This window comes from Pseudogemmobacter faecipullorum, from assembly GCF_020539525.1.
In the GTDB taxonomy this organism is placed as follows: Bacteria; Pseudomonadota; Alphaproteobacteria; order Rhodobacterales; family Rhodobacteraceae; genus Pseudogemmobacter; species Pseudogemmobacter faecipullorum.
Genome location: NZ_JACDXX010000006.1, coordinates 1 through 15,628, shown reverse-complemented (window position 1 = coordinate 15,628; position 15,628 = coordinate 1). Strand labels below are relative to the sequence as shown.

At 64.0% G+C, this 15,628-nt stretch carries 12 protein-coding genes and 2 tRNA genes; 9 read left to right on the top strand and 5 right to left on the bottom strand.

All coding sequences use genetic code 11. The features are described 5' to 3' along the window. Nucleotides 1-35 precede the first annotated feature (35 nt). From H0485_RS07825 to H0485_RS07805, 5 genes are all read right to left on the bottom strand, one after another. Entirely contained in the window at nucleotides 36-1,247 is a 1,212-nt protein-coding gene (locus H0485_RS07825) for a DegT/DnrJ/EryC1/StrS family aminotransferase (RefSeq protein ID WP_226934813.1), read from the bottom strand. 131 nt (nucleotides 1,248-1,378) lie between these two features. Beyond that, nucleotides 1,379-1,939 carry a sarcosine oxidase subunit gamma gene (locus H0485_RS07820; RefSeq protein ID WP_226934812.1) on the bottom strand — a complete coding sequence of 187 codons (561 nt, stop codon included), beginning with the start codon at nucleotides 1,937-1,939 and terminating at the stop codon, nucleotides 1,379-1,381. Then, nucleotides 1,932-4,847, bottom strand: coding sequence for a sarcosine oxidase subunit alpha family protein (locus H0485_RS07815; RefSeq protein ID WP_226934811.1), 2,916 nt, complete (start codon nucleotides 4,845-4,847; stop codon nucleotides 1,932-1,934). The genes H0485_RS07820 and H0485_RS07815 overlap by 8 nt, the downstream gene beginning before the upstream one ends. Further along, nucleotides 4,844-5,116, bottom strand: coding sequence for a sarcosine oxidase subunit delta (locus H0485_RS07810; protein ID WP_226934810.1), 273 nt, complete (start codon nucleotides 5,114-5,116; stop codon nucleotides 4,844-4,846). Before H0485_RS07810 ends, H0485_RS07815 begins: the two co-directional genes overlap by 4 nt. Nucleotides 5,117-5,209: 93 nt before the next feature. After that, complete coding sequence (locus H0485_RS07805; RefSeq protein ID WP_226934809.1) at nucleotides 5,210-6,460, bottom strand: sarcosine oxidase subunit beta family protein; 1,251 nt, start codon at nucleotides 6,458-6,460, stop codon at nucleotides 5,210-5,212. A 327-nt stretch (nucleotides 6,461-6,787) separates the two neighbouring features. Between H0485_RS07805 and H0485_RS07800 the strand changes: the two genes are divergently transcribed. The 9 genes from H0485_RS07800 to H0485_RS07760 all read left to right on the top strand — a co-directional run bounded on the left by H0485_RS07800 (nucleotide 6,788) and on the right by H0485_RS07760 (nucleotide 14,842). Continuing rightward, a complete protein-coding gene (locus tag H0485_RS07800; RefSeq protein ID WP_226934808.1) occupies nucleotides 6,788-8,608 on the top strand; it encodes a pilus assembly protein TadG-related protein in 1,821 nt (606 codons plus the stop codon). Continuing rightward, a complete protein-coding gene (locus tag H0485_RS07795; RefSeq protein ID WP_226934807.1) occupies nucleotides 8,605-9,177 on the top strand; it encodes a TadE/TadG family type IV pilus assembly protein in 573 nt (190 codons plus the stop codon). The genes H0485_RS07800 and H0485_RS07795 overlap by 4 nt, the downstream gene beginning before the upstream one ends. Nucleotide 9,178: 1 nt before the next feature. Next, nucleotides 9,179-9,757, top strand: coding sequence for a TadE/TadG family type IV pilus assembly protein (locus tag H0485_RS07790; protein ID WP_226934806.1), 579 nt, complete (start codon nucleotides 9,179-9,181; stop codon nucleotides 9,755-9,757). A 187-nt stretch (nucleotides 9,758-9,944) separates the two neighbouring features. After that, nucleotides 9,945-10,172, top strand: a complete 228-nt coding sequence (locus H0485_RS07785) for a hypothetical protein (protein WP_226934805.1) — start codon at nucleotides 9,945-9,947, stop codon at nucleotides 10,170-10,172. Nucleotides 10,173-10,274: 102 nt separating this feature from the next. Further along, entirely contained in the window at nucleotides 10,275-11,585 is a 1,311-nt protein-coding gene (locus tag H0485_RS07780) for a homoserine dehydrogenase (RefSeq protein WP_226934804.1), read from the top strand. Between the two features lie 107 nt (nucleotides 11,586-11,692). Then, a complete protein-coding gene (glpX, locus tag H0485_RS07775) occupies nucleotides 11,693-12,661 on the top strand; it encodes a class II fructose-bisphosphatase (protein ID WP_226934803.1) in 969 nt (322 codons plus the stop codon). A 172-nt stretch (nucleotides 12,662-12,833) separates the two neighbouring features. Next, nucleotides 12,834-14,585 carry a single-stranded-DNA-specific exonuclease RecJ gene (gene recJ / locus H0485_RS07770; protein ID WP_226934802.1) on the top strand — a complete coding sequence of 584 codons (1,752 nt, stop codon included), beginning with the start codon at nucleotides 12,834-12,836 and terminating at the stop codon, nucleotides 14,583-14,585. A 70-nt stretch (nucleotides 14,586-14,655) separates the two neighbouring features. Continuing rightward, nucleotides 14,656-14,730 (top strand) — tRNA-Glu (locus H0485_RS07765). A gap of 37 nt (nucleotides 14,731-14,767) precedes the next feature. Next, nucleotides 14,768-14,842: transfer RNA gene (locus tag H0485_RS07760), tRNA-Glu, on the top strand. Nucleotides 14,843-15,628 lie beyond the last annotated feature (786 nt).

Genomic DNA, 15,628 nt, shown 5'->3' with positions numbered 1-15,628 from the left:
CGGGGGACGCGCCTTTCAGAGACCCGAACCCGATCTCAGCCCTTGACCGAGACCGCCGCCGAGACCACCGCCTCGGCCAGGTAATCCAGATCGGCCTTGCTCAGCCGCACCGGCAGGCGCAGATCGCAGGCGCGCATCAGCATGGCGCGGGTCTGCGGCAGCTCGGGCGCCTCGCCAAGGAACTGCCAGTTCCAGAAGGCCCGGGCATTGCCCTCAGAAAGGCCAAAGATCTGCACCGGCACGCCTTTGGCTTTTGCTGCCGCCTGGAAAGCGCGGGCCTCGTCATCGCTCCAGGCGCCTTTCAGCATGAACTGGATCGAATCCGGCGCGCGCAGCTCCTGCGGCAAAGCATCGGGCACATTGAGCCAGGGGCAGGCGTTCAGCTGTGCCGCCATGTAATCATGATTGTCGCGGCCCTGGACCACCCGGCCCTGGACCAGTTCCAGCTGCGGCCGGATCACTGCCGCCGAAAGGTTCTGCATCCGCACATTATAGAGCGGCAGCTTATTCTGCCATTCGCAGAAGCTGTTCTGCAGCCCGCCGTGCTTTTTCCAGTTTTCCTCATAGGCGCCCGACATGATGATGGCGCGCGCCGCCAGCTCGGGATCATCGGTGATCATCATGCCGCCTTCGCCGGCATTGACCATTTTATAGGACTGGAAGCTGAAACAGCCCGCCTTGCCGATGGTGCCGACCTTACGGCCATTCCACAAAGTGCCAAGCGAATGCGCCGCATCCTCGATCACCGGGATGCCCGCCGCATCGCAAAGCGCCATGATCGCATCCATATCCGAGGTATGGCCGCGCATATGGCTGATCAGCACCGCCTTGGCGCCCGGCAGTTTGGCCGCGAAATCGGCCATATCGATGCGCATATTCGCGCCCACCTCGACCAGAACCGGCACACATTCGGCATGGACCACCGCCGAGGGCACGGCAGCAAAGGTAAAGGCCGGGATCAGCACCCGATCGCCCGGCTTCAGATCCAGCGCCTTCATGGTCAGGAAGAGAGCCGCCGAGCAGGAAGACACGGCGAGGGCATATTTCGCGCCCAGGAGTTCCGCAAATTCGCTTTCCAGCAAAGCCACCGGCGCATCTTTCGGCGCGTTATAGCGAAACAGATCAGCCGATTGCAGCAGCTCTTCAATCGCGGCGCGGGCCGCGGCCGGGATCGGCTCGGCCTCGTGCAGATCCGGTGCCTTACCTGCAGTCTGTTCGATGATCGGGGCTTGTCCGTCGGGCGCCATGTTCAGATTTCCTGAAAACTTGTTTCAGAAACCATTAACCCCGGCTGAGAGGACTTGCCAGTGATGTTTTTCTGCCCGGCAGCTTCCCGCCGCCGGTTTTCTTCTCAGAACCGCCGCTCAGGCAGAAGGATTTATCGCCCCGGCAGCGGCGCGGGCTGGCGCGCGGCCAGATGCTGCATCACCTCCGACAGCTCATTCCAGGCGCTGCGCGCCATCGAGCGGAAAACGAAGATGTCATAGCCCTCATCCCGCGCCAGGATCAGCGCCGGGATATGGTTCAGCCCGGTGCGGGCCGCTGAGCCGGGCGGGAAAGCAGAGGGGCGCAGATCGAGCGCGACCAGCCGCGCCAGCGCCCCGGCCGCCGCCTGACCGCGCAGCGCCAGCCCGGCCAGGCCGCCGCTCTGGGCGGTGACTGCGGCCTGGTCTTCCAGCCCGGCGGGCGGTTCTGCCCCGATCAGCAGCGCCTCATCGCGCCCGCTCCAGGCCAGGGTCACACCGTTGCTTTCCCTGAATTTTCCGGGTGACGGGAAGGGCAGCCCCAGCCCGGCCAGCAGCGGATCACTTCCGGCGGCAGCGCCAGGATAAAGGGCAATGCCGGTCAGCGGGCCAGGGGTCAGCACGCTGAGCTCAAGCCCGCCGAGCTGCAGCGCGGCCTCATCCTGCAAGGCGGTTCTGGCGATCAGTTCAGGCACGCATCCGCCCTCCCTCAGGGTCAAAGAACACCGGATCAGCGATATCGCAGATCACGTCGAGGCTGCGCATATGATCGACCAGCCGGATTTTTGCGCCATGCCGCGCCCGCCCGTCTTTCAGCAGGGCAAGCCCCAGCCAGCAGCCAAGCGTGGGCGAATAGCAGACCGAGCTCACATGCCCCTCGCTCGCCGCCGCAGTCAGCTCACCGCCCGGGGCGAAGAGATGCGCCCCGGCACTGATCGGCTGATCCGCTTTCAGCCCGACCAGCTGGCCGCGTCCGGCGGCCAGCAGCCCCGGACGCTGGCTCGCGCCCTGACCGATACAATCTTTCTTCCGCACCACCATCGCACCAAGGCCGAGATCCTCCGCCGTCACCCGGCCGTCAATCTCGGCATGGGTCAGGAAGCCCTTCTCAATGCGCAGCACATTGAGCGCCTCCATGCCATAAGGCCCGCCACCCATCACCTCGGCCCGCGCCACCAGATCGCGGAACAAGGCCTCGCCGTAATCGGCCGGAACCGCCAGCTCATAGCCCTCCTCGCCCGAGAAGGAGATACGGAAAAGCCGCGCCGTCAGCCCGCCGAGCCTGGTCTGCCGCATTCCCATGAAGGGCAGATCACCGACCGGGGTTTCGAGCAGAGTGTCGAGCAGAGCCCGCGCCTTTGGCCCCGCGACGGCAAACTGCGCCCAGGCCTCAGTCACCGAGGTGAAACGCAGCTGCAGATGGGCACAGAACGCCTGCTGCACCCAGTCGAGATGGCGCATCACCTGGCCGGCCGCGGCGGTGGTGGTGGTGATCACCCAGCGGGTGTCGCTGATCCTGGCGCAGGTGCCGTCATCCATCACCATACCGTCTTCGCGCAGCATCACGCCGTAGCGCACCCTGCCGACCGCCAGAGAGGACATGCGGTTGGTATAGACCAGATCGAGGAAGCGCCCGACATCCGGCCCCTGCAGCTCAATCTTGCCCAAAGTCGAGACATCGGTGACGCCCACCGCCTCGCGCACCATACGCACCTCGCGGTCGCAGGCCTCGCGCCAGCTGGTCTCGCCCGGTTTCGGGAAATAGGAGGGGCGATACCAGAGCCCGGCCTCGATCATCGGCGCAAGCCGGTCACGGCTGGCCTGATCCGAGGTCAGGAAGCGCTCGGGCGCAAAGCCCTTGGCCCGGCCCCCCGCGCCCATGGCGGCAATGGAGACCGGCACATAGGGCGGGCGGAAGGTGGTGATGCCGGTGCCGGCAATATCGCGCCCCGTCGCATCGGCCAGCACCGCCAGCGCCGCCACCGAGGAATTTTTGCCCTGATCCGGCGCCATGCCCTGCGTTGTATAGCGTTTCATATGCTCGACCGAGGCAAGGCCCTCACGCGCGGACTGGACCACATCCTTGACCGTCACATCATTGGCCAGGTCGAGCCAGGCCCGGCCCTTACCCTCCACCGCCCAGATGGCGCGGTGGCTATAGGGCCGATCCTCGGCCGCGGGCAGCGGGCAGTCGGCGGCGCGCAGATCCAGGGCCTGCAAAGCGCCAAGCGCAGCGGCCTGGCCCGAGCTCAGCGCGCCATGGGTCGAGAAGCTGCCACTGGCCGCACCGGTTGCCACCAGCCCGGGCACTGCCCCCTCCATCGGCACGAAAGCCGCCAGATCCTCGCTCCAGCGCGGCCGGCCATTCATATGGCAGGTCAGATGCAGGCCCGGGTTCCAGCCGCCCGAGACTGCCAGCAGATCGGTCTCGATATCAAAGACTTCTGCACCTTTCCTCACCTTGATCGATTTCAGCCCATGCCGGCCGCGGGTGTCGATCACCCCGGCCCCGGCATAGACCTGACAATCCTCGATCAGCGAGGCATCCTCGCGCGGGTCGATGATCGCCGCGACCTGCACCCCCGCCGCCATCAGCTCACGCGCGGTGGCGCGGGCGCCGTCATTGGCGGCGAAAAGCGTGACGCGTTTACCCGGCACCACGCCGTAGCGGTTGAGATAGCTGCGCAGCGCCGAGGCCAGCATGATGCCCGGCCGGTCATTCATCGGAAAGGCGATATGGCGCTCCTGCGCGCCCGAGGCGAGGATGGTGCGGCGCGCCACGATGCGCCAGAAACATTCGCGCGGCAGATGCGGGCGCGCGGGCCGGTGCAGCCCCACACGCTCCAGCGCGCCGTAAGTACCGCCGTCATAGGCCCCGGTCACCGTGGTCCGGGTCAGGATGCGGACATTGGCGAGGCTGCGCAGCTCGGCCTCGACGCCCGCTACCCAGTTCAGCGCCGCCTGATCGCCGATCTGGCCGGGGTCTGACAAAAGCCGCCCGCCCAGCGCCGCATGTTCCTCGCATAGCACCACATCCGCGCCCGAGCGCGCCGCCTGCAAAGCCGCGATCAGCCCGGCAGGCCCGGCCCCGATCACCAGCAAGTCACAATGCGCCCAGGCCTTTTCATAGACCCCCTCGTCATGGGCGCCCGACAGGCTGCCAAGCCCCGCGGCACGGCGGATCAGCGGCTCATAAAGCCCCTCCCAGAACCGGCGCGGCCACATGAAGGTCTTGTAGTAAAAGCCTGCGCCGAGGAAGGGCGCGGCGAGGTCATTCACCGCCAGCAGATCCCAGCGCAACGGCCCGATCCGGTTCTGGCTACGGGTCTCCAGCCCCTCAAAAATCTCCTGCATGGTGGCGCGGACATTGGGGGTGCGGTTCGTCTTGCCCAAAACCTCAACCAGGGCATTCGGCTCTTCGGATCTGGCGCTCAGCACGCCACGCGGGCGGTGGTATTTGAAGGAACGCCCGAAAAGCTTCACCCCATTCGCCAGCAAAGCCGAGGCGAGCGTATCGCCGCGATAGCCCTGATAGCTGCGGCCATCAAAGCGGAAGCTCACCGGGCGCGAGCGGTCGATCAGACCTTTGCCTTCAATCCTCATGCCCCTTCCCCCTCGCGCAGTGCCACCAGCTCTACGGCGGAAATCTCATGGGTGATGGTCGAGCGGGTGACCAGCAGCCACTGGCCGCAGCCCTGTTCGTGATACCACAGATCGCGGGTCTGGCCGGCCGGGTTGTCGCGCAGATGCAGATACTGATCCCAGGCCTCGGCCGGGGCGCCCTGACCGGGACGGTTCAGCCAGGCCTCAGCCCCCTGATAATAGAATTCACGACGGTCACGCGGGCCGCAGAGCGGACAGGTCAGACGCATTTCAGGGCTCCGGTCACGGGGAGGGACACGAGGCGGGCCAGGCAGAGGGCCAGGCGGGCGCTCAGAGGCAGGGTTTTGATCACAGGCGCAGTCTCAGTGCAGATTATGCTGGCTGCCGGTTCCCTCTTCATCCAGCAGATCGCCGGTCAGGAAACGGTTCAGCCGGAAGCGTTTTGCGAAGTCATGGCTTTCGCCGGTGGCCATCAGATGCGCCATGCACCAGCCCGAGGCCGGCACGGCTTTGAAACCGCCGTAATTCCAGCCGCAATCGATAAACAGCCCCTCGACCGGGGTCTTATCGATCACCGGCGAGCCGTCCGGCGTCATATCCATGATCCCGCCCCAGGAGCGCAGCACTTTGGCGCGGCCGATCATCGGCATCAGCGTCATGCCCGCCTCCATCACATGCTCAGCCATCGGCAGATTGCCGCGCTGCGCATAGGAGGCGTAGAAATCCAGATCGCCGCCAAAGACGAGGCCACCCTTGTCGGACTGGCTGATGTAGAAATGCCCCATGCCAAAGCTGATCACATGATCAATGACCGGCTTTAACCCTTCGGTGACAAAGGCCTGGAGGATATGGCTCTCGACCGGCAGGCGCAGCCCGGCCATGGCCGCCACCTGGCCCGAGCGTCCGGCGGTGATGATCGCCACTTTCTTCGCCCGGATCACGCCGCGGGTCGTCTGCACCCCCCGCACCCGGCCATTATCGGTCTCGATACCGGTCACTTCGCAATTCTGGATCAGATCGACGCCACGGCTGTCAGCGCCGCGGGCATAGCCCCAGGCCACGGCATCATGGCGCGCCGTGCCGCCCCGGGCATGCAAAAGCCCGCCATAGATCGGGAAGCGGGTCTGCTCAAAATCGAGATAGGGCAGCATCTCACGAACGCCCTCGCGGTCGAGCAGCACCGCATCATCGCCCTGGTTCACCATGGCATTGCCGCGCCGCACGAAGGCATCGCGCTGGCCGTCGGAATGGAACAGATTGATCAGCCCGCGCTGGCTGTGCATGACGTTGTAATTCAGCTCACGCTCCAGCCCCTCCCAGAGCTTCAGACTGTGGCTGTAGAATTCAGAATTGCCGGGCAGGAAGTAATTGGCGCGCACGATGGTGGTATTGCGCCCGACATTGCCGCCGCCGAGATAGCCCTTCTCGAGCACGGCAATATTGGTCATGCCGTGGTTCTTCGCCAGATAATAGGCGGTCGAGAGACCATGGCCCCCGCCGCCGATGATCACCGCATCATATTCGGCCTTGGGGGCCGGGTCGCGCCAGAGGGCTTTCCAGCCCCGGTTGCCGCGCAATCCTTCGGTGAAAACTTTCCAGCCTGAATAGCGCATCTGACACTCCGGGAATCCTGCTTCCCTTAGTGGCAGTGATCGCGCGGCGGTTCAACGGCACGCGGTGGCAGCCCTGCATATTCCGCCGGTTTCACCGATGATTCGCACCAGCCTGCCCTGAGCCCGGCTGCGCTGGCCCGGGCCCGGTTGCAGACAATGGAAAATGTGGCTGCAGGATCGTTTCAGCTTCACCGGAAAACCCGCAGGTTGCCGGATCCACGCCATAATTCAGCCTGAACCGGGGTCCAGGATCGGCTGGTTCGGGAGATATCCCCTGGTCTTCACAATTGAGAGCCGGGGATTTGTCCGGCTGAAAAGGGCAGATCAATGGCGATGATTGCACATCTGAGAGAGCGGACCGCCCCGGGGCAGGCCGTGCAAAACTTCCTGCGGGAAGAAAGCGGCATGGTCACGCCACTGGTGCTGATTTTCATCTTCCTGATGATGGTCACCGGCGGCATTGCGGTCGATCTGATGCGCTTTGAATGGCGCCGGGTCCAGGTGCAGAACACGCTCGACCGTGCCACGCTTTCGGTGGCCAATCTCACCCAGGTGATCGCCCGCTCGGATCTCTATGCGACCGAACAGGCCCATGCCGAGGCGCTGGTGCAGGATTATTTCACCAAGGCCGGGTTGCCCGACAATCTGACCTCGGTGGTGCTTGATGAGGGGCTGAACTACCGCATCGTTAAGGCCCGCGCCGATGTGATCTCGGCGAATTTCTTCATGTCGCTGCTCAATATCCCGCAGCTGGCCGCGATCAACGCCAGCACCGCCGAACAGCGCACCACCCATATCGAGATCGCGCTGGTGCTCGATGTCTCGGGCTCAATGTATAACAATATCAGCCGGATCACCAATCTCAAGCTTGCGGCCAAGGATTTCATCGATGCGGTGCTGTCAGAAGCCAACCGTGATCTGATTTCGGTCAGCATCGTGCCCTATAACGGCCAGGTGAACCTCGGCCCCGATCTGTTCGCGGCCTATAATGTCACCAATAAGCATGGCGCGGCCAACAGCTATTGCATCGATCTGCCGCTTAACACCTACAGCACCACCACGATCTCGCGTCAGCTGGCCATGCCCCAGGTGCCCTTCGCCGATGCATATTCCTCCACGACCCAGAGCTACAATTCCACGGCAATGACCGGGCATACGACCGACGGGCGCAACCTGCGCTCCAATATCTGGTGTACCGATACCCCCGGCAATTATGTGCGGGTGCATAATAACAATCCGGTCCAGCTTAAGGCACAGATTGATGGCCTGCTGCCGATCGGCGCCACCGCGATCAACCTTGGCATGAAATGGGGCACCGCTTTGCTTGACCCCGACAGCCAGCCGGTTGTCGCCAGCCTTGCCGGGCGCGGCATCGTCCCCGCCGTCTTTGCCGCAAGGCCTGCCCCCTATTCGGATCGCGAAACCACCAAGATCATCGTGCTGATGACCGATGGTGAACATTTCGAGCAGGAACGTTTTAACGACACCCAGTACCGCACCGGCGATTCTCCGATCTATTACGCGGCTTCAGATAAAAAAATGTCGATCTTCCATCAGTCCAGGATCAGCAACAGCAGCACACGCTGCAAGCCGTTCTGGGTGCCGCATTACCGCTCGGGCAGCAGTGGCACATATGGGGAATGGCATGCCCGGCCCTGGACCGGCAGTGCCCCCGACAGCGCGCTGTGCTTCAGCACCAGCAGCACCGCCAGTCTGACCGGTTACACCGCACCCAATGGCGCCGCCCGGCAGAGCTGGCAGCAGGTCTGGGCAATAGCCCGGGTGCAATGGGTGGCATGGGAGCTTTACGCCCGGGCAATCTCGGGCATTGCCAACACCACTGCAGCACAGCAGGCCCGCGTTGCAACCTATAAGACCTGGATGGACAATTTCCGCAGCCTGACCGACACAATCACTATGGACAGCCAGCTGGAAAGCCTGTGCACCCGGGCAAAGGAAACCGGCATTGAGGTTTATGGCATTGCGTTTGAATCCACCACACGCGGCGAAAACCTGCTGCGCAACTGCTCCAGCACCCCGAAGTCGAAATATTTCTTCAATGTCTCGGCAGATGGCAAAGGCGTCGACATCCGCACCGCCTTCCGCTCGATTGCCTCGACCCTGAGCAAGCTGAGGCTGACGCAATGATCCTTGCGCCTTTGCGCGGGCTGACCCGGCAGCTGCGCCGGTTTCACCGCACCGAAGCCGGCACTGCCACCATTGAATTTGCCCTGGTGATCCCGGTGGCTTTGCTGATCTTCATGGCCTCGATGGAAAGCGGGCTCTACATGGTGCGCCAGACCATGATGGAGCGCGGCCTCGATCTGTCGCTGCGCGACTTCCGCCTCGGGCGGATGGCCTCGATGAATCACGACCAGATCCGCGATTCGATCTGTGACCGCATCCCGCTGATCGGCAACTGCCGGGCTGAGCTGAAGGTCTGGATGCAGCCGCTCGATACCGAAACCTGGAAGTTCAATCTGAACGCGGTCTATTGCGGCGACCGCAATGACCCGCTGAGACAGCCGCTGACCGGCCAGACCGATACTGGCGCCAGCCATCAGCTGATGCTGATCCGGGTCTGTATGCTGCAAAACCCGATCTTCCCCTCGACCGGCTTTTCGCTGCGGCTGCGCGCGGATTCCGCCACCGGGGATTATGAGCTCTCAACCTCAACCGTGGTCGTCAACGAACCGCGCGGCCCGGGAGAAGACTGATATGAGCAGACCAGCAGCGGCGAGAGCCAATCCCCTGCGGCGGTTCCTGCGCGAGGAAGAGGGTCTGATCATGACCGAATTCCTGATCGTGCTGCCGCTGCTGATCTGGATGTTCATCGCCATGGTGGTGTTCTGGGATACCTATCGCACCATCAATGAGGCGCAGAAAGCCTCTTACGCCGTGGCCGATGCCATCTCACGCGAGACCGAGGTCTCGCGCCCCTATCTCGCCGGAATGCAAAGCGTGATGGAGCTGCTGCTCGGCCGTCCGGGCGTGGTCAGCATGCGCATCACCTCGGTGCGCTGGGTCGCGCGCAACCAGCGCTATGAGGTGATCTTCTCGGAATCGCCCGGCAATCGCAAACCGCCGTTAAGCGCCGCCCAGGTGCTGGCTTTGCGCGACCGGATCCCGCTGCTCGATGACGGTGACACCACCGTGATCCTTGAGACCTGGACCCGGCATATCCCCGCCCTCAACATCGGGCTGAAGGGTATGGATTTCGAGAATTTCATCACCACACGGCCGCGTCAGTCGCATCGCACCTGCCTGAAGGAAACCCTGGCAACCACCTGTACCTGAGCCCGGCCCGCCACAGAAGGCGCACGCCCCTTTCGCCCGGCCCCTGGGCAGGCTAAGCTCGCCCCGGGCCGGAGCAATCTTGCATCTTTGCCCGCCTCACCCGTAAGCTTCGGGCCTGATGATGCGTTCCAGACACTGCCTGCCCCTTTGCCTTCTGCTCGCCAGCCTGCTGACAGGCTGCGGGGCAATGCCCGACATCGGTGCTCTGCCAGAGGGGCCGGCTGGCAACAGCCCCCCCGCCCTGCTGCCGCTCGATCAGCTGATGGCCAGCCTGCCTGCCGAACAGAAAGCGAAAGGCACCGCCGCGCGGCTGAGTGAGCGCCTTGCCCGGCTGCAAAACCGCGCCCGGATTATGCAAGGAGCGCTGGACGACCCCGCCACCCGCGAAAGGCTGCGCGGCACCGGCCCCGCCTGACGCGCCCCGTTTCCCATCTTCCCCGCGCAATGCCGCCAGCGTTGCGCCAGAGCCGCTCCTCGGCTAACAGGCTGAGCGGACCCTCTTTTGAAAGGCTTTTCCATGTCGACCGCGCTTTCCTCCGGACCCCTTCGTCTTGGTCTTGCAGGTCTCGGAACTGTCGGCATCGGCCTTGTCAGAATGCTCGAGCGCGAAGCCGCGCTGATCGCCGCCCGCGCCGGTCGCCCGGTGGTGATCACCGCCGTCTCGGCCCGTGATCCGAAAAAAGACCGTGGCGCAGATCTCTCAGCCTTTGCCTGGGAGACCGATCCGGTCGCCCTTGCCACCCGTGATGATGTCGATGTTTTCATCGAGGTTATGGGCGGCCATGAGGGCGCGGCAAAGGCGGCGACCGAGGCTGCGCTCAGGGCCGGAAAGCATGTGGTAAGCGCCAATAAGGCGCTGCTCGCCCATTACGGCCAGCCGCTTGCCGAACTGGCCGAGGCCAATGGCGTGGCGCTGCGCTATGAGGCGGCCGTCGCCGGGGGCATTCCGGTGATCAAATCCCTGCTCGAAGGCCTGGCCGGTAACCGCATCAAACGGGTGATGGGGGTGATGAACGGCACCTGCAATTACATCCTGACCCGGATGCAATCGGCCGGCCTGCCCTATGAGACCGTGTTCGAGGAAGCCCGCCAGCTCGGCTATCTGGAAGCCGATCCCAATCTCGATGTCGGGGGGATCGACGCGGGTCACAAGCTCTCGCTGCTGGCCTCGATCGCTTTCGGCACCAAAGTCAGCTTTGACAATGTCGAGCTGGAAGGCATCGGCAATGTCTCGATCGACGATATCACCCTCGCCGATGATATGGGCTATCGCATCAAACTGCTCGGTGTGGCGCAGATGAGCGGGCGCGGGCTTGAGCAGCGCATGACGCCCTGCCTCGTTCCCGCCGACAGCCCGCTCGGTCAGCTTCAGGGCGGCACCAATATGGTGGTGCTCGAGGGCGATGCGGTCGGCCAGATCGTGATGCGCGGCGCCGGGGCGGGCGAAGGCCCGACCGCCAGCGCGGTGATGAGCGATGTGATCGATATTGCGCGCGGCTTCCGCACCCCGGTCTTTGGCATTCCGGCCACCGAACTGGCCGATGCGGTCCCGGCCCGCTCGGCCACCCCGGCCCCCTATTATCTGCGGATGAAACTGCTCGATAAGCCGGGCGCGCTGGCCAAAGTGGCCACTGCGCTTGGCGATGCCGGGATCTCGATTGATCAGATGCGTCAGATCAACCAGCCGGGCGAGGATGACGGCGATGCCATCGTGCTGATCGTCACCCATAAAGCCGCCCCCGCCGATGTGGAACATGCGCTGTCTCGCTTTGCCCAGACCGGGGTTCTGGTCGAAAAACCGGCGGCAATCCGCATTGAAGAGCTGTAACAGCAGCAGACGCCCGGCTTTTACCGGGCGTTAGCGCGACCAGACTTGCGATGCGGGGGGGCCGGGGCTAAGCCTCGCGCCATCGCATCGCCAGAGGGATTTCGCGCATGGCCGACCAGGCTCAGTTTCAGGATCGTTTGCTTTCACTCGGCCTCGCCCGGGTCTCTGAGGCAGCAGCGCTGGCCTCGGCCCTGCTGATCGGTCGCGGCGATGAAAAAGCCGCCGACCAGGCCGCGGTCAACGCCATGCGCGAGCAGCTGAATATGCTCGACATCAAAGGCGTGGTGGTGATCGGCGAAGGCGAGCGCGACGAGGCTCCGATGCTCTATATCGGCGAGGAGGTCGGCACCGGCAATGGCCCCGAGGTCGATATTGCCCTCGACCCCCTGGAAGGCACGACGCTGACCGCCAAGGATATGCCCAATGCGCTGACCGTGATCGCCATGGCCCCGCGTGGCACGCTGCTGCATGCGCCTGATGTCTATATGGAAAAGCTGGCCATCGGCCCGGGCTACCGTCCCGGCGTGGTCACCATGGATATGTCGCCCTCCGAGCGTATCTCGGCCCTGGCGGCCTCGAAAGGCGTCTCGACCGAGAATATCACCGCCTGTGTGCTCGAGCGCCCGCGTCATGAGGCCCTGATCGAAGAGATCCGCTCGACCGGTGCCGCGATCCGGCTGATCACCGATGGCGATGTGGCCGGTGTGATGCATTGCGCCGAGCCGGAGGTGACCGGGATTGATATTTACATGGGCTCGGGCGGGGCGCCTGAAGGGGTCCTGGCCGCCGCCGCGCTGAAATGCATGGGCGGGCAGTTCTATGGCAAGCTTCTGTTCCGCAACGAGGATGAAAAGGCCCGCGCCCGCAAGGCCGGTATCACCAATTTCGACCGGGTCTATACCCGCGATGATCTGGTGCGCGCCGATGTGATCTTTGCCGCCACCGGCGTCACCTCGGGCTCGCTGCTGTCGGGTATCAGGCGCGAGCCTGGCTCGATCACCACCGAAACCATCCTGATGCGCTCGAAAACCGGCTCGGTGCGCCGGATGAGCTATCGCAGCCCGATCGGCCGCTGAAAGATACGTGAGGGGGCGCCGCCCCCTCACACGCCCCCGGGATATTTAAGGACAGATGAAATGCCCCCTCATCTGTCCTTAAATATCCCCGCCGGAGGCAGGCGTCGCCCGCCAGAGCGCGCTGCGGTCAAATCCGCTTGCACCGCCGCCGCATTTGCGCCAGCCATGGCCTATGTCAAATTCTGCTGCTTTCCTTGGTGTCGAGGCCTCGCTGACGGGGCGTCGCTGGGTCGGTCCTGACGACCATCACGAACGCCTCGCCGAGGCGATGGGCCAGGCGACGCGCCTGCCGCTGCCGCTGTGCCGCCTGCTGGCCGCGCGCGGGGTGGCGCCGGATCAGGCCGCTGCTTTCCTCGCGCCGCAGCTGCGCGACCTGCTGCCCGATCCGCGCAGCCTGAAAGATATGGAAAAAGCGGCGGCGCGGTTTTTGCAGGCGCTGCAGCGGCGCGAGAAAATCGCGGTCTTTGCCGATTATGATGTGGATGGCGGCGCTTCTGCGGCGCTTTTGCTGATCTGGCTGCGCGAGATGGGCCATGCGGCGAGCCTCTATATCCCTGACCGCATTGATGAGGGCTATGGCCCGAATATCCCGGCAATGGAACGGCTGGCGGCAGATCACCCGCTGATCATCTGCGTCGATTGCGGCACGCTGAGCCACGGCCCGGTGGCGGCGGCGAAGCCCGCCGATGTGCTGATCCTTGACCACCACCTCGCCGCCCCCGAGCTGCCCGCGGCACTGGCCGTGGTGAACCCCAACCGTCAGGATGAAGATGGCAGCCTCGCCCATCTCTGCGCCGCCTCTGTGGTCTTTCTGATGCTGGTCGAGGCCAACCGTCAGCTGCGCGAGACCGGCAGGCGCGGCCCCGATCTGATGGCGATGCTGGATCTGGTGGCGCTGGCCACCGTGGCCGATGTGGCGCCGCTGCTCGGGGTGAACCGCGCCTTCGTGCGCCAGGGGCTGAAGGTCATGGCGCGGCGCGAGCGCATTGGTCTGCGCGCCCTCGCCGATATCGCCCGTATGGATCAGGCCCCCACCGCCTATGCGCTTGGCTTTGTGCTCGGGCCACGCATCAATGCCGGGGGCCGGATCGGCGAGGCCGATCTCGGCGCACGTCTGCTGGCCTGCGATGATCCCCGGGCGGCGGAAGACATGGCAAAGCGCCTCGATATTCTGAACACGGCGCGGCGCGATATCACCGAAGCGGTCAAGCTCGAGGCCATCGCTCAGGCCGAGGCGCGCGGGCTCGACGGGCCGCTGGTCTGGGCCGCAGGCGAGGACTGGCATCCCGGCGTGGTCGGCATTGTCGCTGCCCGGCTGAAAGAGGCCACCGGCCGCCCGGCAGTGGTGATCGGCTTTGACGGCGGCGAGGGCAAAGGCTCGGGCCGCTCGGTCCCTGGCATCGATCTCGGCGCGCCGATCCAGCGCCTCGCCGAAGAGGGGCTGATCGCCAAAGGCGGCGGCCATAAGATGGCGGCGGGCCTGTCGCTGAGCCGCGAGCAGCTGGAGCCGGCCATGGCGCGGCTGGGCGAGCTGCTGGCGCGTCAGGGCGCGGGCGAATCGGGGCCACGCGATCTGCGCATCGATTCGATTGTTATGGCCGAAGCCGCCGGACTGGCGCTGATCGAGCAGATTGAGGCCGCAGGCCCCTTCGGCGCCGCCGCCCCTGCCCCGAGATTCGTGATTCCCTCGGTCGCTGTCAGCCCGAGACGGGTCGGAGAATCACATCTGCGGCTGACGATTCGCGCTGCCGGCGTCTCCGGCCTCGAAGCAATGGCCTTCGGCGCCTTCGACGGACCGCTCGGACCGGCCTTTGAAAATGCCGGTCAGCAGCTGTTCCACCTCGCCGGACGCCTTGAAATTAACAGCTGGGGCGGGCGCTCGAAGGTGCAGCTGCGCCTCGACGACGCCGCCCTCGCATCTTGATGAACTTTATTGTTTTTTACCTCTTGCGCATCCCCGCCGGGCTGCGTAAACACCGCCTCACAGAAAGCGCGGCCCGTTCGTCTATCGGTTAGGACGTCAGGTTTTCAACCTGAAAAGAGGGGTTCGACTCCCCTACGGGCTGCCATTTCTGTAAAGCGCCGGATGTATAATTCCTGCGAAGTGGCCCGTTCGTCTATCGGTTAGGACGTCAGGTTTTCAACCTGAAAAGAGGGGTTCGACTCCCCTACGGGCTGCCACTTTCCTTCCGTAAAATATTGATTTTATTATAAAATCAGATAGACGGAAAATCACCACTCCCCCTCTACCCACAGCAAAATCGCCCTGAAAATCACCTGTTATGGCGCTGTATCAGGCTGGACGCGATCACGCGAACGTGAACACATCGCCGTCTTCGATCTGCCGCTCGTTAGCCATCGCGGCAACCCCTTTACGCATTCATCACATTCGCTGCCGCTGCCCGCTTGATCGGTCAAAACCTCCGCCGTAGTGCCGGGCGAAATGGGGGTCACATGTTTCTCGAAAAATTTAGCCGTTACTTCCGACGTTACGAAATCGTGCTTGGCGCGCGTAAATCTACACCAGCCGCGCCGAAGCTGGCGAGACCATGAGCCTGAAGACCTTCGGTCGCGCACCATCCCCGCCCCTGTGACCGTCCGCATGGGGCGGCAGCATGTCCGCAAAGACGTTCTGTGGATCACGCAACAGAAAACGGGCCAAGAGGTCCATATCCCAGTACTGCCCGAATTGAAGGCTGTGCTGGATGTGTTGCCCCTAGATAACCTTAGTTTTCTTGTAACGGCACAGGGGCGTCCGTTTACACCCGCCGGTTTTACGAACTGGTTTAGAGAAATGGTCCGGGAAGCTGGGCTTCCTGACGGCCTGTCGCCGCATGGACGTAACCATCCGGCGTAGGCCGCGGACGGGTGTCCGTGCTCAGGGAGTGGGCTTGGGTGCTTTGGGCTTGCCGAGCCGCGGGGACCATTTCTTCGCGAGTTGGTCAAAGCGTTCGACGATCCTGTCGA

Bases quoted from the DNA above. Each gene is read 5' to 3' on its own strand.
- recJ (WP_226934802.1), top strand. From the start codon at position 12,834: ATGTCAAATTCTGCTGCTTTCCTTGGTGTCGAGGCCTCGCTGACGGGG.
- H0485_RS07815 (WP_226934811.1), bottom strand. From the start codon at position 4,847: ATGAGGATTGAAGGCAAAGGTCTGATCGACCGCTCGCGCCCGGTGAGC.
- H0485_RS07825 (WP_226934813.1), bottom strand. From the start codon at position 1,247: ATGGCGCCCGACGGACAAGCCCCGATCATCGAACAGACTGCAGGTAAG.
- H0485_RS07780 (WP_226934804.1), top strand. From the start codon at position 10,275: ATGTCGACCGCGCTTTCCTCCGGACCCCTTCGTCTTGGTCTTGCAGGT.
- H0485_RS07800 (WP_226934808.1), top strand. From the start codon at position 6,788: ATGGCGATGATTGCACATCTGAGAGAGCGGACCGCCCCGGGGCAGGCC.
- H0485_RS07790 (WP_226934806.1), top strand. From the start codon at position 9,179: ATGAGCAGACCAGCAGCGGCGAGAGCCAATCCCCTGCGGCGGTTCCTG.
- H0485_RS07805 (WP_226934809.1), bottom strand. From the start codon at position 6,460: ATGCGCTATTCAGGCTGGAAAGTTTTCACCGAAGGATTGCGCGGCAAC.
- H0485_RS07785 (WP_226934805.1), top strand. From the start codon at position 9,945: ATGCCCGACATCGGTGCTCTGCCAGAGGGGCCGGCTGGCAACAGCCCC.
- glpX (WP_226934803.1), top strand. From the start codon at position 11,693: ATGGCCGACCAGGCTCAGTTTCAGGATCGTTTGCTTTCACTCGGCCTC.
- H0485_RS07795 (WP_226934807.1), top strand. From the start codon at position 8,605: ATGATCCTTGCGCCTTTGCGCGGGCTGACCCGGCAGCTGCGCCGGTTT.
- H0485_RS07810 (WP_226934810.1), bottom strand. From the start codon at position 5,116: ATGCGTCTGACCTGTCCGCTCTGCGGCCCGCGTGACCGTCGTGAATTC.